Annotated in this window: 18 protein-coding genes and 1 tRNA gene; 10 read left to right on the top strand and 9 right to left on the bottom strand. The window is 71.6% G+C overall.

The features are described 5' to 3' along the window. Positions 1-93: 93 nt before the first annotated feature. The 7 genes from MID12_RS26410 to MID12_RS26380 all read left to right on the top strand — a co-directional run bounded on the left by MID12_RS26410 (position 94) and on the right by MID12_RS26380 (position 9,370). A complete protein-coding gene (locus MID12_RS26410) occupies positions 94-2,373 on the top strand; it encodes an FdhF/YdeP family oxidoreductase (RefSeq protein ID WP_263171180.1) in 2,280 nt (759 codons plus the stop codon). 50 nt (positions 2,374-2,423) lie between these two features. After that, entirely contained in the window at positions 2,424-2,897 is a 474-nt protein-coding gene (locus tag MID12_RS26405; RefSeq protein ID WP_263171177.1) for a PaaI family thioesterase, read from the top strand. 681 nt (positions 2,898-3,578) lie between these two features. Then, complete coding sequence (locus MID12_RS26400) at positions 3,579-4,814, top strand: branched-chain amino acid ABC transporter substrate-binding protein (RefSeq protein ID WP_040258364.1); 1,236 nt, start codon at positions 3,579-3,581, stop codon at positions 4,812-4,814. A gap of 167 nt (positions 4,815-4,981) precedes the next feature. Then, positions 4,982-5,911 (top strand): branched-chain amino acid ABC transporter permease, encoded by a 930-nt coding sequence (locus MID12_RS26395; RefSeq protein WP_040254520.1) that lies wholly within the window; start codon positions 4,982-4,984, stop codon positions 5,909-5,911. A gap of 5 nt (positions 5,912-5,916) precedes the next feature. Next, on the top strand, positions 5,917-7,725 hold the full coding sequence (locus tag MID12_RS26390; protein WP_040258363.1) for a branched-chain amino acid ABC transporter permease: 1,809 nt from the start codon (positions 5,917-5,919) through the stop codon (positions 7,723-7,725). A 5-nt stretch (positions 7,726-7,730) separates the two neighbouring features. Further along, positions 7,731-8,657 (top strand): ABC transporter ATP-binding protein, encoded by a 927-nt coding sequence (locus tag MID12_RS26385; RefSeq protein WP_040254517.1) that lies wholly within the window; start codon positions 7,731-7,733, stop codon positions 8,655-8,657. Next, complete coding sequence (locus MID12_RS26380) at positions 8,654-9,370, top strand: ABC transporter ATP-binding protein (RefSeq protein ID WP_040254516.1); 717 nt, start codon at positions 8,654-8,656, stop codon at positions 9,368-9,370. The genes MID12_RS26385 and MID12_RS26380 overlap by 4 nt, the downstream gene beginning before the upstream one ends. 148 nt (positions 9,371-9,518) lie before the next feature. Here the strand turns inward: MID12_RS26380 and MID12_RS26375 are convergent, their stop codons facing one another. Further along, complete coding sequence (locus MID12_RS26375) at positions 9,519-10,175, bottom strand: ANTAR domain-containing response regulator (protein ID WP_263171168.1); 657 nt, start codon at positions 10,173-10,175, stop codon at positions 9,519-9,521. Between the two features lie 100 nt (positions 10,176-10,275). Here MID12_RS26375 and MID12_RS26370 point away from each other — a divergent pair. After that, positions 10,276-10,348: transfer RNA gene (locus tag MID12_RS26370), tRNA-Leu, on the top strand. A gap of 640 nt (positions 10,349-10,988) precedes the next feature. On the opposite strand, the gene pyk is transcribed toward MID12_RS26370, so the two are convergent. Together pyk and MID12_RS26360 are read right to left on the bottom strand one after the other, a co-directional pair. Then, entirely contained in the window at positions 10,989-12,425 is a 1,437-nt protein-coding gene (gene pyk / locus MID12_RS26365) for a pyruvate kinase (RefSeq protein WP_263171167.1), read from the bottom strand. A 358-nt stretch (positions 12,426-12,783) separates the two neighbouring features. After that, a complete protein-coding gene (locus tag MID12_RS26360) occupies positions 12,784-13,476 on the bottom strand; it encodes an SIMPL domain-containing protein (protein WP_263171165.1) in 693 nt (230 codons plus the stop codon). Between the two features lie 220 nt (positions 13,477-13,696). On the opposite strand from MID12_RS26360, the gene MID12_RS26355 reads away from it, so the two are divergent. Together MID12_RS26355 and MID12_RS26350 are read left to right on the top strand one after the other, a co-directional pair. Continuing rightward, complete coding sequence (locus tag MID12_RS26355; protein ID WP_263171162.1) at positions 13,697-15,505, top strand: bifunctional metallophosphatase/5'-nucleotidase; 1,809 nt, start codon at positions 13,697-13,699, stop codon at positions 15,503-15,505. 609 nt (positions 15,506-16,114) lie between these two features. Beyond that, entirely contained in the window at positions 16,115-16,714 is a 600-nt protein-coding gene (locus MID12_RS26350; protein WP_052482645.1) for a MarR family winged helix-turn-helix transcriptional regulator, read from the top strand. Here the strand turns inward: MID12_RS26350 and MID12_RS26345 are convergent. From MID12_RS26345 to MID12_RS26320, 6 genes are all read right to left on the bottom strand, one after another. Further along, positions 16,665-18,260 (bottom strand): lysine N(6)-hydroxylase/L-ornithine N(5)-oxygenase family protein, encoded by a 1,596-nt coding sequence (locus MID12_RS26345; RefSeq protein WP_263171161.1) that lies wholly within the window; start codon positions 18,258-18,260, stop codon positions 16,665-16,667. The two genes, MID12_RS26350 and MID12_RS26345, sit on opposite strands and share 50 nt — an antisense overlap. Beyond that, the gene (locus tag MID12_RS26340; RefSeq protein WP_052482644.1) at positions 18,257-19,573 is read right to left on the bottom strand and encodes a pyridoxal phosphate-dependent decarboxylase family protein; all 1,317 of its coding nucleotides are present in this window, start codon (positions 19,571-19,573) and stop codon (positions 18,257-18,259) included. Before MID12_RS26340 ends, MID12_RS26345 begins: the two co-directional genes overlap by 4 nt. Positions 19,574-20,100: 527 nt before the next feature. After that, complete coding sequence (gene pepN, locus MID12_RS26335; RefSeq protein WP_263171158.1) at positions 20,101-22,635, bottom strand: aminopeptidase N; 2,535 nt, start codon at positions 22,633-22,635, stop codon at positions 20,101-20,103. 103 nt (positions 22,636-22,738) lie between these two features. Next, the gene (locus MID12_RS26330) at positions 22,739-23,305 is read right to left on the bottom strand and encodes a two-component system response regulator (RefSeq protein ID WP_040254505.1); all 567 of its coding nucleotides are present in this window, start codon (positions 23,303-23,305) and stop codon (positions 22,739-22,741) included. A gap of 367 nt (positions 23,306-23,672) precedes the next feature. After that, entirely contained in the window at positions 23,673-24,080 is a 408-nt protein-coding gene (locus tag MID12_RS26325) for a chorismate mutase (RefSeq protein ID WP_052482643.1), read from the bottom strand. 11 nt (positions 24,081-24,091) lie between these two features. After that, positions 24,092-25,003 (bottom strand): helix-turn-helix domain-containing protein, encoded by a 912-nt coding sequence (locus MID12_RS26320; RefSeq protein ID WP_263171154.1) that lies wholly within the window; start codon positions 25,001-25,003, stop codon positions 24,092-24,094. Between the last annotated feature and the right edge of the window lie 209 nt (positions 25,004-25,212).

The raw sequence follows: 25,212 nt of genomic DNA, 5'->3' as shown, positions 1-25,212 counted from the left end.
GGCGCTGTCAGAGGCGCGTGGGAGGATTTGTGCGACAGCGAGGTCAGTCAGTACGGGTGCCGGGCGCGCCCGCGGCAGAAGGGGAGGCCGACGATGGCCGCCAAGGCACCCAAGGGCGATCCGGTCCAGGACGCGCCGCAGGTCAGCGGCCCCCGGCACGCCGCGGCGGGGCTGCCCGCGGTCGGGCACTCCCTGAAGATGGCCCAGCAGCAGATGGGCACCCGCCGGGCCGCGCTGACCCTGCTGAGCGTCAACCAGAAGAAGGGCTTCGACTGCCCGGGCTGCGCCTGGCCCGAGCCGGAGAAGCGGCACACCGCGGAGTTCTGCGAGAACGGCGCCAAGGCGGTCGCCGAGGAGGCCACCCTGCGGCGGGTCACCCCGGCCTTCTTCGCGGAGCACCCGGTGAGCGAGCTGGCCGGGCGCAGCGGGTACTGGCTCGGCCAGCAGGGCCGCCTCACCCACCCGATGTTCCTCGCGGAGGGCTCCGACACCTACGAACCGGTCTCCTGGACCCGCGCCTTCGACCTGATCGCCGAGGAGCTGGCCGCGCTCGGCTCGCCCGACGAGGCCGTCTTCTACACCTCGGGCCGCACCAGCAACGAGGCGGCCTTCCTCTACCAGCTCTTCGCCCGCGAGTTCGGCACCAACAACCTCCCCGACTGCTCCAACATGTGCCATGAGTCGTCCGGTTCGGCGCTCACCGAGACGCTCGGCGTCGGCAAGGGCAGCGTCCTGCTGGAGGATCTCTACGAGGCCGACCTGATCATCGTCGCCGGGCAGAACCCGGGCACCAACCACCCGCGGATGCTCTCCGCCCTGGAGCGCGCGAAGGCGGGCGGCGCGAGGATCATCACCGTCAACCCGCTGCCCGAGGCGGGCATGGAGCGGTTCAAGAACCCGCAGACCGCCAAGGGGATGCTCGCCGGGGCGCCGCTGACCGACCTGTTCCTGCAGATCCGCCTCGGCGGCGACCAGGCCCTGTTCCGCCTGCTCAACAAGCTGATCCTGGACACCGAGGGCGCCGTCGACGAGCTCTTCGTGCGCGAACACACCCACGGCTTCGCCGAGTTCGCGGCGGCCGCCCGGGAGGCCGACTGGGCGCAGACGCTGCGGGCCACCGGCCTGGAGCGCGCCGAGGTGGAGAAGGCCCTCGCGCTGATGCTCGCCTCCCGGCGCACCGTGGTCTGCTGGGCGATGGGCCTGACCCAGCACAAGCACGCGGTGCCCACCATCCGCGAGGTCGTCAACTTCCTGCTGCTGCGCGGGAACATCGGCCGCCGGGGCGCCGGGGTCTGCCCGGTGCGCGGGCACTCCAACGTGCAGGGCGACCGCACCATGGGCATCTTCGAGCGCCCGGCGCCCGCCTTCCTGGACGCCCTGGAGAAGGAGTTCGGCTTCGCCCCGCCGCGCGCCCACGGCCTGGACGTGGTCCGCTCCATCGAGGCGCTGCGCGACGGAGAGGCGAAGGTCTTCTTCGCCATGGGCGGGAACTTCGTGGCCGCGAGCCCCGACACGGAGGTCACCGAGGCGGCGATGCGCCGGGCCCGGCTGACCGTGCACGTCTCGACCAAGCTCAACCGCTCGCATGTGGTCACCGGCGCCCGGGCGCTGATCCTGCCGACCCTCGGCCGCACCGAGCGCGATGTGCAGGCGGGCGGCGAGCAGTTCGTCACCGTCGAGGACTCGATGGGCATGGTGCACGCCTCCCGCGGCGGGCTGAAGCCCGCGAGCTCCACCCTGCTCTCCGAGCCCGCGATCGTGTGCCGCCTGGCCCGCCGCGTGCTCGGCGACGCCAGCCGCACCCCCTGGGAGGAGTTCGAGGGCGACTACGCGCGGGTGCGCGACCGGATCTCCCGGGTGGTGCCCGGCTTCGAGGACTTCGACGCCCGGGTGCGCGAGCCCGGCGGTTTCACGCTGCCGCACGCCCCGCGCGACGAGCGCCGCTTCCCCACCGCCACCGGCAAGGCCAACTTCACCTCGGCGCCGGTGACCTGGCCCCACGTGCCCGAAGGGCGGCTGCTCCTTCAGACCCTGCGCTCGCACGACCAGTACAACACCACGATCTACGGGCTCGACGACCGCTACCGCGGCATCAGGAACGGCCGCCGCGTCGTCCTGGTCCACCCCGAGGACGCCCGCGCGCTCGGCCTCGCCGACGGCTGCTACGCGGACCTGGTCAGCGAGTGGGAGGACGGCACCGAGCGCCGCGCCGACGGCTTCCGGGTGGTGCACTACCCGACGGCCCGCGGCTGCGCCGCCGCCTACTACCCGGAGACCAACGTCCTGGTGCCGCTGGGCGCCACCGCCGACACCAGCAACACCCCCGCGAGCAAGTCGGTGATCGTACGGCTGGAAGAATCGCCAGCGCACTAAGCGTTCGCTTAGAGTCAGCGGAAGCATTCCCGTACGAAGGAGCCGGCGCCATGGGCGAGCAGAAGCATGTGAAGTTCCCGCAGGAGGTCATCGAGGAGTACGCCTCCTTCGGGGTGGACCTGCCGGCCCTCTTCTCCGCCGGGCACCTCGGCACCCGGATGGGCATCGAGATCGTCGAGGCCTCCGCCGAGCGCGTGGTGGGCACCATGCCCGTCGAGGGCAACACCCAGCCCTACGGACTTCTGCACGGCGGCGCCTCCGCGGTCCTCGCCGAGACCCTCGGCTCCATCGCCTCGATGCTGCACGGCGGCATCCGCAAGCTCGCCGTCGGCGTCGACCTCAACTGCACCCACCACCGCTCCGCCCGCAGCGGCCTGGTCACCGGCACCGCCACCCCGCTGCACCGGGGCCGCACCACCGCCACGTACGAGATCGCCATCGAGGACGAGCGGGGCAAGCGGGTCTGCAGCGCGCGCCTCACCTGCCTGCTGCGCGACCTCGAACCGTCGCAGCCGGAGGCCTGACCGCTCCGGCCGGCGGCCCGGCGGCCCGGCGGGCGACGGAACAAAACAGCAGAAAGGCACGGCAACAAGGCGCGGACCGCTTCGGCTCGCGCCTTCGTCATTTCCCCGATCGCCGCACTGCCTCGGCACAATCGAAGCCGGATCGGGGTATTCACACCCTGTTTCACAGGGCGATTGCCGCGCTCGGCACCTGGCCGGAAATGCATGCCCCATACCGCGACCGGCGGCCCCGGCGCGCGGAATTCGCACAAGTCCGCACGCCATCGATCGCGGAATGTCGTCCAGAGACCCCTTGTCGTAACACTGGGTAACACAGGGGCAATACGCGGCCGTCGGCCCCAACCGCACCACCGGCCCCGGGAAGCCGCCCCCACCAGCGACGGAAGCCCGGAGCGCCGGGCGACGACGCCACGCATGACCGGAAGTGCACATTCTCAAAATGCGGACGACTGGCAAATTCCGGCAAACCAGCCAAGAATCCCCCGGCCAGAAGCGCTCAATACGGCGCGGCATAACAAGAAAGTCACAGCATGCCCTCGGCCACTGCCCCCACCCCTGATGGAGGCTTAGAGTCACGGCCAGTCACCGCTCCATGTGGGAGTTCGGTACCAACGCGGCACAAAACTGTCGAATCAAAGACGAGTGTGCCCGCGGAAAGGACTGATTGTGCGCCAGCGTTCCTTGCTGATCCTTACCTCCGTTCTCACCACCGGAGCCCTGAGCCTTACCGCATGCGGTTCGCGTGACGACGACGGCGGCGACAACTCCGGCGACGGCGAGAGCACCACGCTCACCATCGGCGTCGACGCCCCGCTGTCCGGCGAGAACTCCGCCACCGGCCTCGGCATCCAGTACGGCTCCCAGATCGCCGTCGACGACGCCAACAAGAAGAACCTCGTGCCCGGCGTCAAGTTCAAGCTCAAGGCCCTCGACGACAAGGCCCAGCCCGCCACCGGCCAGCAGAACGCCTCCGCGCTCGTCGGCGACAAGACCGTCGTCGGCGCCGTCGGCCCGCTGAACTCCGGCGTCGCCCAGTCGATGCAGCAGGTCTTCAACGCCGCCAACCTGGTCCAGATCTCGCCGTCCAACACGGCGCCCGAGCTGACCCAGGGCAAGAACTGGCAGAGCGGCGACAAGAAGCGGCCGTACGCCTCGTACTTCCGCACCGCCACCACCGACGCCAACCAGGGCGGCTTCGCCGCGGCCTACGCCGTCAAGGACCTGAAGAAGAAGCGCGTCTTCGTCGTCGACGACAAGCAGGCCTACGGCGCCGGCCTCGCCAAGATCTTCAAGGAGCAGTTCACCAAGCTCGGCGGCAAGGCGGCCGGCACCGACCACGTGAACACCGGCGACAAGGACTTCGGCTCCCTCGTCACGAAGATCAAGAACTCCAAGGCCGACATGGTCTACTACGGCGGCCAGTACGACGAGTCCCAGCTGATCACCAAGCAGCTCAAGGAAGCCGGGGCCAAGATCCCGCTCATGGGCGGCGACGGCATGTTCACGCCGACCTACATCAAGACCGCCGGCAAGGTCTCCGAGGGCGACCTCGCCACCTCGGTCGGCGTGCCCGCCGACACCCTGCCCAGCGCCCAGGACTTCATCAAGACCTACAAGGCCAAGAAGTACAAGGGCGACTACGGCACCTACGGCGGCTACTCCTACGACGGCGCCACCGCCATCATCAAGGCCGTCGGCGCCGTCAAGGACGCCAACGGCGGCAAGCTGCCCACCGGTGACGAGCTCCGCAAGAAGGTCCTCGAGGCCGTCGGCAAGTCCAACTTCGACGGCATCACCGGCACCGTCGCCTTCGACAAGTACGGCGACACCACCAACAAGCAGCTGACCGTCTACCAGGTCACCAAGGGCGAGTGGAAGGCCGTCAAGACCGACGAGTACACGGGCGAGGCCAACTGACCCCCCAGCACCAACGGCACCACCGACGGGCCGCGCGGAAGGCAGACCCCACCGCGCGGCCCGACCCATAGGGAGCACAACCCGGTAATCGGACCGAGGTCCGACCTGACCGGACAACTCCCGGAAAACCACCCCTGCACACTTCCAGCGACAATGGAGGCCATGCGGTGAACACCCTGCCGCAGCAGCTGGCCAACGGGCTGCTCCTCGGCTCGATGTACGGGCTCATCGCCATCGGCTACACGATGGTGTACGGCATCGTCCAGCTCATCAACTTCGCCCACGGCGAGATCTTCATGACCGGCGGCTTCGGCGCGCTCAGCGTTTACCTCATCCTCCCCGACAGCATCAACATCTGGGTCGCCCTGCCCCTGATGCTGATAGGCGGCGGCCTGGTGGCCGTCCTCATCGCCGTCGGCGCGGAACGCTTCGCCTACCGACCACTACGCGGGGCGCCACGCCTCGCCCCCCTGATCACCGCCATCGGCCTCTCCCTGGCACTCCAGGAGGCCATCCGCAACTTCTACCCGCAGGCCGACAAGCCCCGCGTCTTCCCCGAACTCGGCGAGGGCAGCTACGAGATCGGCAGCGTCACCTTCAAGAACGCCGACCTCTTCCTCATCGTCGCCGCCGTCGTCTGCATGACCGGACTCGCCTTCTTCGTCCGCCGCAGCCGCACCGGACGCGCCATGCAGGCCACCGCGCAGGACCCCGACACCGCGCAGCTCATGGGCATCGACACCAACCGCATCATCGTCATCGCCTTCGCCATCGGCGGCTTCTTCGCCGCCGTCGCCTCCGTCGCGTACGGCGCCAAGTACGGCCACGTCGAATACCGCATGGGCTTCCTCATGGGCCTCAAGGCCTTCACCGCGGCCGTCCTCGGCGGCATCGGCAACATCTACGGCGCCATGGTCGGCGGACTCGTCCTCGGCATCGCCGAGGTCACCGCCAGCGCCTACATCGACGGCATCCCCGGCATGGGCCAGTTCGGCGGCTCCAGCTGGGCCAACGTCTGGGCGTTCTGCCTCCTCATCCTCGTACTCCTGGTACGGCCGCAAGGCCTGCTCGGCGAACGCGTCGCGGACAGGGCGTGATCCACATGACCACCCAGACCACCACCACAGCCACCACGCCCGCCAAGGCCACGGCGTCCACGATCGTCCCGCTGCCCCTCGCGGCGGCCCGGGCCCTCGCCCTCCTCGGCGGCATCGCCACCCTCGTCTCCACCTTCCTCGCCTGGACGTGGACCGACGAGTTCCCCGGCGACCTGACGGTCTACGCCTACCCCGGCGGCCTCCAGTGGATGACCTTCATCGCCGGAGCCCTCGTCACCCTCTACGCCCTGGAGTCCTACGGCGTCCCCGGCCTGAAGTGGCTCAACCCCGGCCGCAGCAACGCCCCGCTCACGCTCACCGCGCTCGGCGCCTTCGGCGTCACCTGGTTCACCGTCCTCGCCATCGCCATCACCCTCAACGGCCTGGTGAACCTCGAACCCGGCGCGTACGTCGCCGCGGTGGCCTCCGCGCTGCCGCTGCTCGGCGTGCTCGCCCTCCCGCAGGACCGCAGCGAAGGCCAGACCGACAAGGAAGCCTTCCTCGCCCGCATCGGCAAGCCCGACCGGATCGCCCCGGCCGCCCCGCTGAACGGCTGGCTGGAGCGCGGCATCATCACCCTCGCCGCCGTCGCCGGGCTGTTCATCTTCACCTACGGCATCGACACCCCCTCCGACGAGGGCGAGACCTTCATCGGCTACCTGATCGTCGTCGTCTTCGCCGCCTGGGCCCTGCACAGCGCGGGCCTCCTCGACCGGCTCAGCAGGCTCGCCGCCGACAACCGGGCCTTCACCCTGGCCATGGGCTTCGTCGCCGCCATCGCCTTCCCCTTCACCCAGAGCGACGACCACTACGCCAACCTCGGCGTCAACATCCTGATCTTCGGAACCGTCGCCCTCGGCCTCAACATCGTCGTCGGCCTCGCCGGACTCCTCGACCTCGGCTACGTCGCCTTCCTCGGCGTCGGCGCCTACACCGCGGCCCTCGTCTCCGGCTCCGAGTTCAGCCGCTTCTCCGGCGTGCAGTTCCCCTTCTGGGCCGCCGCCCTCACCGGCGCCGCCGCCAGCCTCGTCTTCGGCGTCCTCATCGGCGCCCCCACCCTGCGGCTGCGCGGCGACTACCTCGCCATCGTCACCCTCGGCTTCGGAGAGATCTTCCGCATCGCCGTCAACAACATGGACGGCGTCTCCGGACCCAACATCACCGGCGGCCCCAACGGCATCTCCTCCATCCCCGACCTCAGCTTCTTCGGATTCAACTTCGGGGAGAGCCACGACGTCGTCGGATTCACGCTGGGCCGCTTCGCCAACTACTACCTGCTGATGGTCTTCATCATGGCCATCGTCGTCCTCGTCTACACCCGCGCCAGCGACAGCCGCATCGGCCGCAGCTGGATCGCCATCCGCGAGGACGAGACCGCCGCCACCGCCATGGGCATCAACGGCTTCCGGGTCAAGCTCATCGCCTTCGCCCTCGGCGCCAGCCTCGCCGGACTCGCCGGCACCGTCAGCGCCCACGTCACCTACAGCGTCGTCCCGACGCCGTACCAGTTCGCCGGATCCACGCCGCCCAACTCCGCCTTCCTGCTCGCCGCCGTCGTCCTCGGCGGCATGGGCACCGTCAGCGGACCCATCCTCGGCGCGGCGCTGCTCTACCTCATCCCCGAGAAGCTGACCTTCCTGCAGAACAAGAGCCTGCTCGTCTTCGGCATCGCCCTCGTCCTGCTCATGCGCTTCCGGCCGGAGGGCATCATCGCCAACCGCAGGCAGCAGCTCGAATTCCACGAGACCGGCCAACTCGACGTACCCACCACCGCACTCGGCACCGATACCTCCCTCAGCAAGGCGGGGGCGTAACCCTCATGACCACAGCTCCCACCAAGACCGCGACCGCCACGGTCCTCCAGGCCAGCGGCGTCACCATGCGCTTCGGCGGACTCACCGCCGTCAAGGGCGTCGACCTCACCGTCAACAGCGGCGAGATCGTCGGCCTCATCGGCCCCAACGGCGCAGGCAAGACCACCTTCTTCAACTGCCTCACCGGCCTGTACGTGCCCACCGAGGGCACCGTCGCCTACAAGGGCACCGTCCTGCCGCCCAAGCCCCACCTCGTCACCAAGGCCGGCATCGCCCGCACCTTCCAGAACATCCGGCTCTTCGCCAACATGACCGTCCTGGAGAACGTGCTCGTCGGCCGCCACACCCGCACCAAGGAAGGCCTCTGGTCGGCCCTCCTGCGCGGCCCCGGCTTCAAGAAGGCCGAACGCGCCAGCGAGGAACGCGCCATGGAACTCCTGGAGTTCATCGGCCTCGACCACAAGCGCGACCACCTCGCCCGCAACCTGCCCTACGGCGAGCAGCGCAAGCTGGAGATCGCCCGCGCCCTCGCCAGCGAACCCGGCCTCCTCCTGCTCGACGAGCCCACCGCGGGCATGAACCCGCAGGAGACCCGCGCCACCGAGGAGCTCGTCTTCGCCATCCGGGACAAGGGCACCGCCGTCCTGGTCATCGAGCACGACATGCGGTTCATCTTCAACCTCTGCGACCGCGTCGCCGTCCTCGTCCAGGGCGAGAAGCTCGTCGAAGGCACCAGCGACGTCGTCCAGAGCGACGAGCGCGTCGTCGCCGCCTACCTCGGCACCCCCTTCGAGGGCGCCCCCGAGGACGAGGCCCTGGGCGAGGTCCAGTCCGCCGAAGCCGCCGCGGCCGCCCCGCGCGCCAGCACCACCGGCAAGACCGCCGAGCCCCGCGCCGCAGGCGAGGCCGGCACCGAAGGAGACGACAAGTGACCGCACTTCTCGAGGTCCAGGACCTCAAGGTCGCCTACGGCAAGATCGAGGCCGTCAAGGGCATCTCCTTCAGCGTCGAAGCAGGCCAGGTCGTCACCCTCATCGGCACCAACGGCGCCGGCAAGACCACCACCCTGCGCACCCTCTCCGGGCTCCTCAAGCCCTCCGGCGGCCGGATCCTCTTCGACGGCAAGCCGCTCAACGGCACCCCCGCGCACAAGATCGTCGCCCTCGGGCTCGCCCACTCCCCCGAGGGCCGGCACATCTTCCCGCGCCTGAGCATCACCGAGAACCTGCAACTCGGCGCCTTCCTCCGCAAGGACGTCGAGGGCATCCAGAAGGACATCCAGCGCGCCTACGAGCTCTTCCCCATCCTCGGGGAACGCCGCAAGCAGGCCGCGGGCACCCTCTCCGGCGGCGAACAGCAGATGCTCGCCATGGGGCGCGCCCTGATGTCCCAGCCCAAGCTGCTCATGCTCGACGAACCCTCCATGGGCCTCTCGCCGATCATGATGCAGAAGATCATGGCGACCATCGCCGAACTCAAGGCGCAGGGCACCACCATCCTGCTCGTCGAGCAGAACGCGCAGGCCGCGCTCTCCCTCGCCGATCAGGGCCATGTCATGGAGGTCGGCAAGATCGTCGTCTCCGGCACCGGATCCGACCTGCTCACCGACGAGTCCGTCCGCAAGGCCTACCTCGGCGAGGACTGACCCCGGCACCCGCAAGAAACGGCGAGGCCCGCCCCCTGGTCGGGGGCGGGCCTCGCTGCTGCTGCTCGCGGCCTCCGCGGTGCTGCTGTCGCGGCCTCGGTGGTGCGGTCGCGGCCCCGGTGCTCGGCGCCGGGCCGGGGGCGGGCGGCTACTGGCCGCCGCCCTTCGCCTTCTTCTCCTCGGAGTCCTGGATCACGGCCTCCGCCACCTGCTGCATCGAAAGGCGCCGGTCCATCGACGTCTTCTGGATCCACCGGAAGGCCGCCGGCTCGGTGAGCCCGTACTCCGTCTGCAGAATCGACTTCGCCCGGTCCACCAGCTTGCGGGTCTCCAGACGCTGCGTCAGGTCCGCGACCTCCGCCTCCAGCGTCTTCAGCTCCGTGAACCGGGAGACGGCCATCTCGATCGCCGGCACCACGTCCGACTTGCTGAACGGCTTCACCAGGTACGCCATCGCGCCCGCGTCCCGCGCCCGCTCCACCAGGTCGCGCTGCGAGAACGCGGTCAGCATGAGCACCGGCGCGATCGACTCCTCGGCGATCTTCTCGGCCGCCGAAATCCCGTCGAGCTTCGGCATCTTGACATCGAGGATCACCAGGTCGGGCCGGTGCTCCCGGGCGAGCTCCACCGCCTTGGCCCCGTCCCCGGCCTCACCGACGACGGTGTAGCCCTCCTCCTCGAGCATCTCCTTGAGGTCGAGACGGATGAGCGCCTCGTCCTCGGCGATGACGACACGCGTGGTGAGCGGAGGCACATGCGACTTGTCGTCGTCATTGACGGGCTGGGGCGACTCGGGGGCGGTCACGGGAGCTCCTTGGTGCTGGCAGATACTGCTGCCATGAGGGTACCCAGCTGCGGTATGGTGATCGGGCAACGGGTACCCGTTGAACTTCGTTTCACAGGATGCCCCGGTAGTCCAGCGGTAGAGACACGGTGCTCAAACCACCGACAGCGTGGGTTCGAATCCCACCCGGGGCACTTTTTCCTTGAATTCCAAGGTCGCAACATCAACGGATGTTGATCACTCGTTCGTGTTAATCGACTGAGATCAGCCGGGCACGTCGGTAATTCTTTCCCGCACAGTCGCCCCCATGTACGACCTGGAAACCCGGCGTCGCGCCCTGGCACTCATAGGCCAGGGCCAGAGCCGCAATGCGGTGAGCGGGCAGACGGGAATCTCCCGCTCGACTCTGCGCGCCTGGACCGTGCGCGCCGAGCCTCTCCTGCGCGGGGGTCTCCCCTGCGCGGCGGTCTCCCCTGCCCGAGATGCCGCCCGCACCCCGGCCCGCCCGAGGAGGCCGGTACGTACGTCTGCCTTCTCGGCCTCTACCTCGGCGACGGCTGCATCAGCTCCACGCACCGCGGCGGTGTCCCCGCTCCGCGGATCATGTGTGCCGACGCCCGGCCCGGGCTGATCGACCTCTGCGAAGCGGCGATGCGGGACCTGCGGCCGGACGACAACGTGTTCCGGGTGCGGGCACCCTCGACCGGCTGGGTGTCGAGGGGAGGTACGCCCACGCGCGCGATGTCTCGATCGCCCGCCGAGCCTCCGTAGCCCTCATGGACCGGCACATCGGCCCCACGTGCTGAGCCCCAGGGGCGAATCGCGGGCCCCCGCCTACTTCGGGCTGTCGTCCTCGCCGATGTGGTGGACGCGGACCAGGTTGGTCGAGCCGGAGACGCCGGGGGGTGAGCCCGCGGTGATGACGACGATGTCGCCGCGCTTGCACAGGCCGAGGCGGAGGAGCTGTTCGTCGACCTGGTCGACCATGGCGTCGGTGGAGTCGACCTGGGGGCCGAGCAGGGTCTGCACGCCCCAGCTGAGGCCGAGTTGGGCGCGGGTGGCCGGGTCGGGGGTGAAGGCGAGCAGCGGGATGGGCGAGCGGTAGCGGGACAGGCGCCGGACGGTGTCGCCGGACTGGGTGAAGGCGACGAGGTAGCGGGCGTCGAGGAAGTCCCCGATCTCGGCGGCGGCGCGGGCCACGGCGCCGCCCTGGGTGCGGGGCTTGCTGCCGGTGGTGAGCGGCGGGAGGCCCTTGGCGAGGAGGTCTTCCTCGGCGGAGGCGACGATGCGGGACATGGTCTTGACGGTCTGGGCGGGGAAGCGCCCGATGCTGGTCTCGCCGGAGAGCATGACGGCGTCGGTGCCGTCGATGATGGCGTTGGCGACGTCGCTGGCCTCGGCGCGGGTGGGGCGCGGGTTGTCGATCATCGAGTCGAGCATCTGGGTGGCGACGATGACGGGTTTGGCGTTGCGCTGGGCGAGTTTGATGGCGCGTTTCTGCACCAAGGGGACCTGTTCCAGGGGCATTTCGACGCCGAGGTCGCCGCGGGCGATGAGGAGTCCGTCGAAGGCGGCCACGATGTCGTCGAGGTGCTCGACGGCCTGGGGCTTCTCCAGTTTGGCGAGGACGGGCAGGGTGCGTCCTTCCTCGCGCATGAGGCGGTGAACCTCGTCGATGTCCTCGCCGGTGCGGACGAAGGAGAGGGCGATGAGGTCGCAGCCGGTGCGCAGGGCCCAGCGCAGGTCGCTGCGGTCCTTGGCGGAGAGGGCGGGGACGGTGACGGCGGTGCCGGGGAGGTTGAGGCCCTTGTGGTCGGAGAGGAGGCCGCCGTCGGTGCACAGGGTGCGGATGCGGGGGCCGTCGATCTCGGTGACCTGGAGGGTGACCTTGCCGTCGTCGATGAGGATGTGGTCGCCGTGGTGCAGGTCGTTGGCGAGGTGGGGGTGGGTGGTGGCGCACTGGTGGTGGTCGCCGGGGGTGTGGGGGTCGGTGCTGAGGGTGAAGGTGTCGCCGGGTTCGAGGAGTACGGGGCCTTCGGTGAAGGTGCCGAGGCGGATCTTCGGGCCTTGAAGGTCGGCGAGGATGCCGATGCTGCGGCCGGTCTCCTCGGCGGCCTTGCGTACGTGGTGGTAGCGCTGTTCGTGGTCGTGGAGGGTGCCGTGGCTGAGGTTGAGCCGGGCGATGTTCATGCCGGCTTCGGCGAGGGCTTTGATCTGCTCGTATGTATCGGTGGCAGGGCCCAGGGTGCAGACGATTTTTGCTCGGCGCATGGTCCGAGCCTAGGCCTTACTTGTGGGTAGACATTCTTTTCCTCGTGACCGCCGAACGACCTTTGTCCGAAGGGCTGTTGACAAGACTTGAATATGTGAGGGGTGCCGCTCTTCTGAGCGGCCGATCTCCGCCGCCGGGGGTTTTCGCCGCGGTTTCCCGGCCATTCGCCGGAAGGAATGGCCGGGCGGTGCCGGATTCCCGGCGTACGGCGCTCGTCTGTGCTTTATCCGGCTCGTTTGCCGAGTTCATTCTTTTCTCCGGCCCGGTGCGGATGTGGCGCGGATGCGGAGTGGGGGCGGCTCGGCGCGCGGGGCGAGGCCGGGTCCTGGCTGCACCGGCCCTCCCGGGCCCTCGGTTTCACAGCCGGGGCGGGTGGAGGGTGAAGCGGGCGTTGACCTGGGCGTGGACGGTCTGGCGCTGGGGTTCGAGGTCGAGCGGGGCGGGTTCCTCCTCCGCGTTGCCGCCGAGGGCGCGGCGGGCTCCGCGGGCGGCGCGGCCGAAGCCGGGCTGGGGCGCGGGGGTTTCGGCGCCGATGTCGGCGAGTTCGAGCAGGGAGTCGAGGGTGGTGCCGAGGGCCTCGGCGTATTCGCGGGCGCGCTGGACGGCCTCGTGGACGGCCTGCCGGCGGGCCTCGCGGTGGGCGGGCGAGTCGGGGTGGAGGTCCCACCAGGGTCCGCCGAGGCGGGTGAGTTCGTTCTCGGCGAGGCGGGTGGTGAGGTCGCCGAGGGCGGTGAAGTCGGTGAGGTGGGCGGTGAGATGGACGCGGCCGTGGTAGGCGCGGACGCGTTCGGTGCGGCCGTGGCGGCTCAGTTCGGGGGTGAGGGAGAAGGCGCCGGTCTCCAGTTTGTGGACGGCGTCCTCATAGCTCCGGACGAGTTCGAGGGTGGCGTTGTTGCGGCGGGTGAGCTGGGCGAGGGCGTCGTGCCGGTCGGTGCCGCGGGCGCTGACGGTGATGTCGAGGCGGGCGACCTCGGGGTCGACTTCGAGCCGCGCCTCACCGCGGACGGCGAGGCGGGGTGCTTCGGGTGTGCCGTGCGGGGGGTGGGTCATGGCGGGCCCTTCTGCCGGTGGGGAGTCGGCGGTCACAGGTGGTGGCGGGGTGGGTCCACTGTGCATCGGCGGGGCGGCGGGGGAGGTCTCCGGCCGGGGATGGTTGCCTGTTCGGTATCGGGAGGGGGTGTTGCGGCGGGTGGGATTGCGCCAGAATCTACGCGCGTTGTGTCCTCGGTGGACGCGGCTGCGTGGTCCGTCGGTACGACTGGGAGTGGAAATGGCGCTCGGCAGAAGGAAGTTCCTGGGCAGTTCGGTCGCGGCAGGCGCGGGGGCGGGCCTGGTGGCCGCCGGCGCCCCGGCGGCGGAGGCGGCAGCGGGGAGCGCGGCGGGCCGCCACGGGCGCGAGCGGCGCTACTCCTTCACCGTGATGGGCACCACGGACCTGCACGGAAACGCCCTGAACTGGGACTACTTCACGGACAAGGAGTACGACGACAAGGACCACAACGACGTGGGCCTGGCGAAGATCTCCACGCTGGTCTCGCAGGTGCGCCGCGAGAAGGGCGCCCGCAACACCCTCCTCATCGACGCGGGCGACACCATCCAGGGCACCCAGCTCTCGTACTACTACGCGCGGGTCGACCCGATCACCGCGCAGCACGGCCCGGTGCATCCGATGGCCAAGGCGATGAACGCGATCGGCTATGACGCGGCGGCGCTCGGCAACCATGAGTTCAACTACGGGATTCCGGTGCTGCGGAAGTTCGAGGAGCAGTGCGATTTCCCGCTGCTCGGCGCCAACGCGCTGGACGCGCGGACCGAGCGGCCCGCTTTCCGGCCGTATGTGATGAAGCGGCTGCGGACGCCCTGCGGCCGGGATGTGCGGGTGGCGGTGCTCGGTCTGACGAATCCGGGGATCGCGATCTGGGACAAGGCCAATGTGCAGGGCAAGATGACCTTTCCCGGTCTGGAGGAGCAGGCGGCGAAATGGGTGCCGAGGCTGCGTTCGATGGGCGCGGACGTGGTGATCGTCTCGGCGCATTCGGGGGCGAGCGGGACCTCGTCGTGGGGTGACCAACTGCCGTATGTGGAGAACGCGGCGGGTCTGGTGGCCGAGCAGGTGCCGGGGATCGACGCGATTCTGGTGGGGCACGCGCACCTCGAGGTACCCGAGTATTTCGTGACGAACAAGGAGACCGGGAAGCAGGTCGTCCTCTCGGAGCCCGCGAAGTGGGGGCAGCGGCTGACGCTCTTCGATTTCGAGGTGGTGTGGTCGCGGGGCCGCTGGGTCGTGGAGAGCGCGGGCGCGAAGGTCCTCAACTCGAACACGGTTCCTGAGGACAAGCGGATCTCCGGGATGCTCACGAAGGAGCACAAGAAGGTCGTCGCCTATGTGAACCAGGTGATCGGCACGAACAAGACGGAGATGTCCTCGGCCGAGGCCCCGTACAAGGATGTGCCGATCATCGATCTGATCAACCACATCCAGGCGGCCACGGTGAAGGAGGCGCTGGCCGGTACGGAGTACGCCGAGCTGCCGGTGCTCTCGCAGGCGGCGTGCTTCTCGCGGGCGGCGGTGATTCCGGGCGGCGAGGTGACGATCCGGGACGTGGCCGGTCTCTACACCTTCGAGAACACCCTGGAGGCGCGGCTGATGACGGGCGCCCAGCTCCGCGCCTATCTGGAGTTCTCCGCGAACTATTTCGTGCAGACCGCCGCCGACGCCCCGGTGGACCCGGCGAAGCTGACGAACGCCGACAACATCCCGGACTACAACTACGACGTGGTGGGCGGCCTCTCGTACGAGATCGACGTGGCGAAGGCCGCGGGGTCGCGGGTGGCGAAGCTGATGTTCGACGGGAAGCCGCTGGACGACAAGGCGGAGTTCGTGCTCGCGGTGAACAACTACCGGGCGAGCGGGGGCGGGAACTTCCCGGGTGTGGCCGGCGCGAAGCAGCTGTGGGCCAATTCGGAGGAGATCCGCAACACGATGATCACCTGGGTGAAGGAGAAGGGCGAGATCGACCCCGCGGAGTTCGCCGCGGTGGAGTGGAAGCTGACCCGGAACGGAACTCCGGTGTTCTGAGCGGGGATCGCGGAATGCGGGGTCGCTGAGTTTCGCGATCGCTGACTTTCGGGGGCGGTGGCTTTCGGGGCGGTGGCTTTCGGGGGGCGGTGGCTCCTCAAGGTCGCCGGCTTGCGAGGGCCGGTCGGCTCTCGGAGGTCTGCGGGTCCCCGGGTTTCGTGTTCCTTCGGATCGCGCGGGTTTCCGGGCGTCCGGTGCTTCGGGTTCTCTCCGGCTCGCGTCCGGCGCGGCAGGCCTCCGGGCTTGCGGCGCGGGGTGGCGAGGCGGGGTGGTGCGGCCGCGGCCGGCAGTTGGGTGGACTGCCGGTCGCGGTCTTTTGTGTGCCCGGACGGAGGCCGGTCGGGGCGGGGGCCGGGAGCCGGTGGCGGGGTGCCGGAGGGGGAGTTGTCCACAGGTGGGTGGGAGCGCACGGGGCGCAGGTATAGGCTTGGCAAAGGCCGGGTAATGACGGCTTCTGCTTGCCTCATCGGCGGGTCGGGGGCCGTGCCTGCGGCACCGGTCCGGTCCGGGCGGGGGCCGGTACGGGGTCACGACCGGGTGCAGGGGCGGGTGCGGTGCAGCGGTTGCCGCTGCCCTGGCGGGAACCATCGGAAGGGTACGACGAGCCGTATGACCGAGCAGAGCAGTCTGACGGGTCCCCCGCCGGGGGGCGGTGAGCAGATCGGCCGACAGGTCGACGAGGCCGAGGAGGTCGCGCTGGCCGTGACCGCGGTCTCCCGCCTCTTCGTGGAGATATCGGCTCGTTCGCTGGCCTCGGTCGACGGGACCCTGACCCTGCCGCAGCTGCGGGCGCTGGTGGTCCTGGAGCGCTGCGGACCGGTGAAGCTGGCGGCGCTGGCCTCGGTCCTCGGGGTCAATCCCTCGACGGCGCTCAGGATGGTGGAGCGGCTGGAGGCCCAGGACCTCGCGCACCGCGCGCCCAATCCGGGCAACCGCCGCGAGGTGGTGCTGCGGATGAGCGCCAAGGGCCAGTCCCTGGTCGACCGGGTGCTGCGGCACCGGCAGCGGGAGATACGCGCCCTGGTGGACCGGCTCCCGGCCGGAGACCGCCCCCAGTTGCTCGCCTCGCTGCATGTGCTGGCGCGGGCGGCGGGCGGGCAGGTGGACGAGGACCCGCTGGACGAGGTGCGCCGGGTCGCCGGTCTCGTCGACGATCCGCTCAATCCCTCGCCGCGGGCGGGGGGTCGGCTGCGTCCCGCGGAGTCCTGAGCGCGGATCCCGCCGACTCGGGCGGGGGGATGGTGACGCCCGGCGGGGCGGTGGGGCTCCCGGCGGACTCGGGCGCGGGCGCGGGCGCGGGTACGGATCCAGGCGCGGGTACGGACCCGGGCGCGGACCCCGTTCCGGTCCCGGAAGCGGATGCGGTCCCAGGCGGCGTCCCGGGCGTCCCGGGTGCGGATGCCGTCGGCTGGTGCAGGCCGAAGCGGGTGAAGGCGGTGCGCTGCGGCAGCGGGTAGGCGGTGGTGCCGGTGAGGGCGTTGAGGATGGTGGCGCTGCGCCAGGCGGCGAGCCCGAGGTCGGGTGCGCCGACGCCGTGGGTGTGCCGTTCGGCGTTCTGTACGTAGATGTTGCTGCCGCCGCGGGTGAGCGCGGGGTCGAGGGCGAGCCGGTAGTGGGCGTCCACGGCGAGGCGCCCCGAGCTGTCGCGTCTCAGGTGGGGTTCGAGGGCGCCGAGGAGCTGGTCGAGGGGGCGTTCGCGGTAGCCGGTGGCGAGGACGACAGCGTCGGTGGTGTGGCGGGTGCGGGTGCCCTGGCGGCCGTGTTCCAGGTGGAGTTCGATGCGGCCGTCGCCGACGCGGCCCGCGGTGCGGACGGTGACGCCGGGGGTGAGGGTGGCGTCCGGCCAGTGGCCGTCGAGGGTGCGCCGGTACAGCTCGTCGTGGATGGCGCCGAGGGTGCCGCTGTCGATGCCCTTGTGGAGTTGCCACTGCCGGGGCAGGAGGCTGTCGCGGGCGGTCTCGGAAAGCTGGTGGAAGTAGCGGGTGTAGTCGGGCGTGAAGTGTTCGAGCCCGAGCTTGGAGTACTCCATGGGCGCGAAGGCCTCGGTGCGGGCCAGCCAGTGGAGTTGTTCGCAGCCGGTGGGCCTGCGTCTGAGGAGGTCGAGGAAGACCTCGGCGCCGGACTGCCCGGAGCCGATGACGGTGACATGGCCCGCGGCGAGGAGCCGGTCGCGGTGGCGGAGGTAGTCCGCGGAGTGCAGCACCAGGGTCCCCGGGGAGTCGGCGAGGGGCCGCAGGGCGCCGGGCAGATTGGGTGCGGTGCCGATGCCGAGGGCGAGGTTCCTGGCGTGGGTGCGGCCGAGCGACTCGGTCTCGCCGTCGGCGCCGAGGCGGGAGTAGTCGACCTCGAAGTGGGCGTGGGCGCTGTCCCAGCGGACGGACTCGACGCGGTGGCCGAAGTGCAGCGCGGGCAGGTGCTCGCTGACCCAGCGGCAGTAGGCGGCGTACTCGGCGCGGTCGATGTGGAAGCGCTCGGCGAAGTAGAAGGGGAACAGCCGCTCGCGGTGGCGCAGATGGCTGAGGAAGCTCCACCGGCTGGCGGGGTCGGCGAGGGTCACCAGGTCGGCGAGGAAGGGGACTTGGAGGGTGGTGCCCTCGATGAGCAGCCCGGGGTGCCAGGCGAAGGCCGGGTTCTGGTCGTAGAAGGCGGTGCTGAGGGTGGTGAGGGGCTGGGCGAGGGCGGCCAGGGAGAGGTTGAAGGGGCCGATGCCGATGCCGACCAGGTCGTGGGGGGCGGTTTCGCTGGTGCTCGTCACGGGAGGTTTCCTTCCACCAGTTTGAGGAGTGCGGCGAGGTCGCCCGGCTGGGTGTGCGGGTTGAGGAGGGTGGCCTTGAGCCAGAGGCGGCCGCCGTGGCGGGCGCGGCCGAGGACGGCGTGCCCCGCGCCGAGCAGGTCCCTGCGTACGGCGGCGAGGGTGCGGTCGTCGATGCCGGTCGGGCGGAACAGGACGGTGCTGAGGGCGGGCTCCGCGCAGAGGGTGAAGCGGGGGTGGGCGGCCACCAGGCGGGCCAGTTCGCGGGCCTGGGCGCAGACGTGGTCGGTGAGGGCGCCGAGTCCTTCGCGGCCGAGCGCGCGCAGGGTGACGGCGATCTTGAGGATGTCGGGGCGGCGGGTGGTGCGCAGCGAGCGCCCGAGGAGGTCGGGCAGCCCGGCCTCGGTGTCGTCGTCGGCGTTGAGGTAGTCGGCGCGGTGGTCGAGGGCGGCGAGCTCGGCGGGGTCGCGGCTGGTGAAGAGTCCGGCGGCGACCGGCTGCCAGCCGAGTTTGTGCAGGTCGAGTGCGGTGGTGTGGGCGCGGTCGAGGCCGGTGAGGAGTCCGCGGTGGCGGGCGCTGAACAGGAGGGCGCCGCCGTAGGCCGCGTCGATGTGCAGGCGGGCGCCGTGCCGGGCGGCGGTGTCGGCGAGCGCGCCGAGGGGGTCGATGAGCCCGGCGTCGGTGGTGCCCGCGGTGGCGGCGGCGAGGAGGTTCGGGTGGCCGTCGAGTCCGGCGAGCGCGGCGCCGAGGGCTTCGGGGCGCAGGGTGCCGTCCGGGGTGGGGACGGTCACCGGCGGGGGCTGGCCGAGGAGCCAGGCGGCGCGGTGCAGGGAGTGGTGGGCGTTGGCGCCGCAGACGAGCTGGACAGGGCCGGGGCCGAGCTCCCGGGCGAGCAGCACGGCGAGTTGGTTGGCCTCGGTGGCGCCGGTGGTGACCAGGGCGTCGGCGGCGGGGTGGACCTCGGCGGCGAGGGCCCGGGTGACGAGGGCTTCGAGGGCGGAGGCGGCGGGGGCCTGGTCCCAGGAGTCCATCGAGGGGTTGAGCGCCGAGGCGGCCAGGTCGGCGGCGGTGGCCACGGCGAGCGGGGGGCAGTGCAGATGGGCGGCGCACAGCGGGTCGGCGGGGTCGGCGGCGCCCTCGGCGACGGCGGTGACGAGGCTGTGCAGGGCGGGGTGGGCGCCGATGCCCTGCTCGGGCAGGACGGTGCCGAGGGCCCGGCGGACGCGGGCGGCCACCGCCTCGGGTCCGCCCGCGGGCAGCGGGCCCTGGCGCCGCAGGGCGCCTTCCTGGAGGGCGGCGAGGACGGTGTCGAGCATCGGGCGCAGGGCGGTCGGGCCTGCGGCCCCTCCGGCGAGAGGCGGCGGGGTGCTCAATGGCGGTCCTTCAGGTGGGGTGCGGGCAGCGGCGCACCAAGCCTGTAGGACCGCCTCGCGGCGCAGGCGCCAAGCGGCGCCGATGCGACCCGAAAGAGGGAAGCGGGAGGGGAGTTGGGGGCGCGGGGGCGGGCGGGCTGCGAGGAGGGCGGTCCGTTCGCGGCGGACGCGACGGCACCCGGCGGCCGACCCGGACGGGACGCCGGGGCCGGGGTCGGAACCGGCCGTACGTCCGAGACGGGCCCGGGCCAGGGCCCGGACCAGGGCCCGGACCAGGGCCCGCACGTCCCGGCCACGGCCGCCTCACCCCAGGTCGGCTCCCCTAGGCCTACGCCGCCTGCCCGCCCCCCTACGCCGCCTGCCCGCCCCCCTACGCCGCCTGCCGCCCCGGCGCCTCCTGGCCGCCCCGGCGCCTCCTGCCGCGGACCGCGCCCCGGACGCCGAAACGACGGACGCCGGAGGCGACTTGCCTACCGCTCCCCCGCAGCCTCCTCCTGCCCTTCTTGCCCCGCCTGCCCTTCCTGCCCCTCCTGCCCCGCCTGCACCCGCAGCGCCCGGTGCAGGTCGTCGAGGCGGTCGGCCAGTTCGCGGCGGAGGGCGGGCAGCAGGTCGTCCGCGCGCAGGCACTGCTCGGCGAGTTCGGCGGTGCGGGGGTCGGCGCGGTGGCCGGGGAAGCCGTGGCGGCCCGCGGCGGAGGCGATGGCCGCGCCGCGGCGGGCGGCGAGGGCGGGCACCTCGGTGAAGTAGCGGGGGACGAAGTCGCGTACCAGATCGGCCTGCTCGGGCTGCCAGAAGCCCTGGGCGGTGGCGGTGAAGAGGTAGTTGGAGAGGGTGTCGTCCTCGAACAGGGCCCGCCAGGCCTCCTGTTTGGCGACCGGGTCGGGCAGTGCGGCGCGGCAGCGGGCGGCGCCCTCCTGGCCGGTGGCGCTCGGGTCCTGGACGAGTTCGGCCTCGATGACGGCGTCGTCCACGGCGCCGAGGACGCACAGGCGGCCGAGGATGCGCCAGCGCAGTTCGGGGTCGAGTTCGGGGCCGCCGGGGACGTTTCCGGAGTCGTACCAGTCGCGGATCACATCGGGCTGGGTGGCGGAGTCGATGGCGTGGCGCACGGCCAGCAGGCGCAGCCCGGGGTGGTCGCCGGTCTCGGTGCGGCGCAGCAGGTCGCGGCAGAGTTCGCCGAGGGTGGCGAGGGCCGCGGGGCGGCGTTCGGCGGGCAGGTAGCGGTCGGCGACCAGACGGCTGAAGGTGAGGACGCCGCTGACGACGGCGAGGTCGCGCTCGTGCGGGAGGTGGGTGCGGGCGGCGTCGAGGTAGGCGGCGGGCGGGAGTTCGCCGTCGCGTACGGCCTCGCGCAGCGCGTTCCACACCACGGCGCGGGTGAGCGGGTCGGGCAGTCCGGCCAGGGCGTCCAGGGCGGTGCGGGCGGAGGCCGGGTCGAAGCGGATCTTGGCGTAGCCGTAGTCCTGGTCGTTGAGGACGAGGAGGGCGGGCGGGGCGCCGAGGTCGCGGGGGGCGCCGGGGATGTCGCTGTCGAAGCGTTCGCGGAGCACCAGGCGGCTGCCGTCGCCGGGGTCGCGGTCGTAGACGCCGACGGCGATGCGGTGCGGGCGGCTGCCCTCGCGGCTGACGGTGAGGGTGGTGCTGCGGGCGTCGACGGGGGTCAGTTCGGGGGTGAGGGTGTCGACGCCGGTGGTGCGCAGCCACTGGGCGGCCCAGCCGTGGATGTCGCGGTCGGTGTGGCCGGCGAGGGAGTCGAGGAAGTCGGCGAGCGAGGCGTTGGCGAACTTGTGCCGGGCGAAGTGGGTGTTGATCCCGGCGAGGAAGTCCTTCTCGCCCATCCAGTGGACGAGTTGGCGCAGGGCGCTGGCGCCCTTGGCGTAGGAGATGCCGTCGAAGTTGAGCAGGGCGGCGGCGCTGTCGTCGACGGCCTCGGGGGCGACGGGGTGGGTGGAGGGGCGCTGGTCGGCGTCGTAGCCCCAGCCCTTGCGGGCGATGGCGAAGTCGGTCCAGGTGCCGGTGTGGCGGGTGGCCTCGGCGAGGACCTGGTAGCCCATGTACTCGGCGAAGGACTCGTTCAGCCAGATGTCGTCCCACCAGGTGAGGGTGACGAGGTCGCCGAACCACATATGGGCCATCTCGTGGGCGATGACCATGCCGCGGGTCTGGCGTTCGGTGTCGGTGACGGCGGAGCGGTAGAGGAACTCGTCGCGGAAGGTGACGAGTCCGGGGTTCTCCATGGCGCCCGCGTTGAACTCGGGGACGAAGGCCTGGTCGTAGGAGTCGAAGGGGTAGGGCTCCTCGAACTTCTCGTGGTAGCGGTCGAAGCAGGCGCGGGTGATGTCGAAGAGCTCGCCGGTGTCGGCGTCGAGGGCGGGGGCCAGGGAGCGGCGGCAGTGCAGTCCGAAGGGGATGCCGCGGTGCTCGGTGCGCACCGAGTGCCAGGGGCCGGCGGCGACGGCGACGAGGTAGCAGGAGAGCGGCAGGGTGGGCGCGGCCTGCCAGCGGCCCTGTTCGTCGCGGGTGGTGAGGGTGTTGCTGAGGACGGTCCAGCCCTCGGGGGCGTTGACCCGCAGCTCGAAGACGGATTTCAGGTCGGGCTGGTCGAAGGCGGCGAAGACGCGCTGTATGTCGTCGAGGAAGAGCTGGCTGTAGACGTAGGTCTCGCCGTCGGCGGGGTCGGTGAAGCGGTGCAGTCCCTCGCCGGTGCGGGAGTAGCGCATCTCGGCGTCGACGGTGAGTTCGTGGGGGCCCGCGGTGAGGGTCAGCGGGAGGCGGTTGCCGTCGAGGGCGGCGGGGTCGAGGGGCTGTCCGTCGAGGGTGGCGGCGCGCAGGGTGACGGGCTTCAGCTCGACGAACGTGTCCGCGTCCGATTGTGCGGTGAAGCGGATGACGGTGCGGGAGTCGAAGGTCTCCTCGCCGCGGTCGAGGTCGAGGTCGACCGTGTACCGGTGGACTTCGAGGAGTTGTGCTCGGGTCTGCGCTTCGTCGCGCGTCAGTACGGACATGGTGGCCATGCTGCCTGATGGTCCCGGCGCGGGAACAGGGGGTTTCACCCGGCGTGCGCGGCGGTGAAGGGACGGGGCCGGGCCGCGGCGGCGGCGCGCGGGGTCAGACGCCGCCCAGGGCTTCGGATCCGGCGGCCCGGCCCGGCCGGGCGGGCGACTCGCGCTGGACGGGGACGCGGGTGTCGGGCCCGGTGGCGAGTTGACCGCGGCGGCGGCGCGGCGGGGCGGTGGGCCGGGTCTCGGGATCGGCGCGCAGCTCGCGCAGTTCCGCTTCGAGGGCGCGGGTGCGCTGGTGGGCCTCGTAGAGGTAGCGGACCTTGGTGCGCAGGGCGAGCGGGTCGATCGGCTTGAGGACGAGGTCGGCGACGCCGAGTTCGTAGGCGTCGGCGGTGAGCGCGGCGTCGGCGCCGAATCCGGTGAGCAGCAGGACGGGGATGTGCTGGGTCTGCTCCAGGCGCCGCAGGTAGCGGACCACGTCGACTCCGCTGACGCCGGGCATGCGGACGTCGAGGACGAGGAGGCCGATGCTGCCGCGCAGGACGTCCTTGAGGGCGGCGTCGCCGCTGGTGGCGCTCCGCACCGGATAGCCGAGCGGGGCGAGGGCGCATTCGAGCGCGTACAGCGTGTCCTCGTGGTCGTCGACGATCAGGATGCTCGCTTGTGTCGGCAAGGCCCGCGTCCCCTCGCTTGGGTGTCCGGCGCCCGGCCGGACGGACGGTGAGTGGGAGAGCACTCAGCGTAGGATGCCCTATTTCCCGGCGTACGCCGAGGGGGTACGGAGGTGAAGGTGCGCGGCCCGGCGCGACGCGCGCCGTGTGCGCCCCTTCTCAACGGGGCCTGGATCACGGGCGGTTGGCGCCCCGACCTGCGGGCGAGGGCCTGAGCGGGGGCCCCGGGGCGGGTCCGCGCGCGGGGCGCACGCCGGGTCCGGGCTCCCCCGGATCCCGGCCCGGTTCGGGTACTGGACCCCGGGGGCCGGGGGCGCTCGGGGACCGCGGGCGTGGGTCCGGTGGGTCCGGTGAGTCCGGTGGATCCGGTCAGTCCGCGGTGGCGGCCGTACGGGAGGCCCCGTTGCCGCGGGCGGGCTCCGCCGACTCGGCGTCCGCGATCTGCTCGTGGTGGCGGATGACCTCGGCGACGATGAAGCCGAGGAGCTTCTCGGCGAAGGAGGGGTCGAGCTTCGCGGTCTCGGCGAGCTGGCGCAGGCGCTCGATCTGGCGGGCCTCGCGGGCCGGGTCGGCGGGCGGCAGCTGGTGCAGGGCCTTGAGGCGGCCGACCTGCTGGGTGCATTTGAAGCGCTCGGCCAGTATGTGGACGACCGCCGCGTCGATGTTGTCGATGCTGTCGCGCAGCCGGGTCAGCTCGGCGCGCACCGAGGCGTCGGCCCCGGCCACCGTGTCGAGGGCCCCGGCGCTTTCGGCCTGCTGCGGGTCACGGGAGGTCATGGCCCGACACCCTACGTCGCCCCGGGCGCGGCGTCCGGGGCGTCCGGCTGCTGGACCAGCGGCGGATCGTCCGGGTCGGGAACGGCGTTGCTCCAGCCGCCGGGGACGCTGCGGCCCTGCTGGGCGCGGAAGCGGACCGGGGCCATGCCGACGCGGCGGGTGAAGAGCCGGGAGAAGTAGGCGGGGTCGTCGTAGCCGACCCGGCGGGCGACCGCGGCGACCGGCAGATCGGTGACGGCGAGGAGTTCCTTGGCGCGGCCGAGGCGGATGCCGAGCAGGTAGTCCTTGGGGCTGCACCCGGCGCCGCGCCGTACCGCGGTGCGCAGTTCGGCGGGGGTCATGCCGTGCCGGGCGGCGTGCTCGGCGACCGACAGCGGCTGGAAGGCGTCCGCGGCGAGGGCGGCGAGCACCGGGTCCCCGTCCGGGCCGAGGTCGGCGCGGGCCCGGCGCAGCGCGACGAGGAGTTCGTGCACGGCGGCCGCGGTCTCCACCTCCAGGAGCGGGTTGTCGCGGCGGGCGGCCCGGGTCATCCGGCCGACGACGGCGCGGGCGGCGGCGGGATCGGAGAGGGGGACCACGGGCCGGTCGGGCTCGATGTAGCCGAGTTCGGTGTACGTGGCGGTGGCGGGCCCGGTGAAGTCGACGAAGCACTCGTCCCAGCCGGTGCCGGAGTCCGGGGCGTAGTGGTGGCGGACGCCGGGGGTGAGCCAGAGCAGGGCGGGGGCCTGGACCGGGACGCGGCGGCCGTCGGCGCCCTCGAACCAGCCGCGGCCGGAGCTGAGGACGACGGCGACATGGTGGTCGAGGGTGCGCGGGCCCACCGTGGGCAGGGTGCCGTGCTGGAGGCCTACGCCGAGGCAGACGAGCCCGAGCCGGTAGTGGGCCGGGCTCGGAGTGAAATACCGCATCCAGGTGTGGTACATCCCGCTTCCTCCCTCTCCGGTGCGCGGCCCCGCCGGGTCCATTCTCGCGTGGTGTCCGCTCTGATGGATGGCCGGATTCCGCCGGGGGTTCGCCCGGACGGGCGGCGCCCGGGCCGGAAGCGGAGAACCCGGCACGGAGGCGGGCGGGAAAGCGGGCGGAAGGCGGGCAGGGCCCGGGTCTCCCCGCGCTCCGCCACTGCGCGGAATCC

This window comes from Streptomyces sp. SCSIO ZS0520 (assembly GCF_025643355.1).
GTDB classification, from domain to species: domain Bacteria; phylum Actinomycetota; class Actinomycetes; order Streptomycetales; family Streptomycetaceae; genus Streptomyces; species Streptomyces physcomitrii.
Note: the sequence above shows the minus strand (reverse complement) of the source record. Positions and strands in the feature narration are given on the sequence as shown.

Coding starts and splice junctions, on each gene's coding strand:
- MID12_RS26410 (WP_263171180.1), top strand. CDS start 94: ATGGCCGCCAAGGCACCCAAGGGCGATCCGGTCCAGGACGCGCCGCAG.
- MID12_RS26405 (WP_263171177.1), top strand. CDS start 2,424: ATGGGCGAGCAGAAGCATGTGAAGTTCCCGCAGGAGGTCATCGAGGAG.
- MID12_RS26390 (WP_040258363.1), top strand. CDS start 5,917: ATGACCACCCAGACCACCACCACAGCCACCACGCCCGCCAAGGCCACG.
- MID12_RS26385 (WP_040254517.1), top strand. CDS start 7,731: ATGACCACAGCTCCCACCAAGACCGCGACCGCCACGGTCCTCCAGGCC.
- pyk (WP_263171167.1), bottom strand. CDS start 12,425: ATGCGCCGAGCAAAAATCGTCTGCACCCTGGGCCCTGCCACCGATACA.
- MID12_RS26360 (WP_263171165.1), bottom strand. CDS start 13,476: ATGACCCACCCCCCGCACGGCACACCCGAAGCACCCCGCCTCGCCGTC.
- MID12_RS26355 (WP_263171162.1), top strand. CDS start 13,697: ATGGCGCTCGGCAGAAGGAAGTTCCTGGGCAGTTCGGTCGCGGCAGGC.
- MID12_RS26350 (WP_052482645.1), top strand. CDS start 16,115: ATGACCGAGCAGAGCAGTCTGACGGGTCCCCCGCCGGGGGGCGGTGAG.
- MID12_RS26340 (WP_052482644.1), bottom strand. CDS start 19,573: ATGCTCGACACCGTCCTCGCCGCCCTCCAGGAAGGCGCCCTGCGGCGC.
- pepN (WP_263171158.1), bottom strand. CDS start 22,635: ATGTCCGTACTGACGCGCGACGAAGCGCAGACCCGAGCACAACTCCTC.
- MID12_RS26325 (WP_052482643.1), bottom strand. CDS start 24,080: ATGACCTCCCGTGACCCGCAGCAGGCCGAAAGCGCCGGGGCCCTCGAC.
- MID12_RS26320 (WP_263171154.1), bottom strand. CDS start 25,003: ATGTACCACACCTGGATGCGGTATTTCACTCCGAGCCCGGCCCACTAC.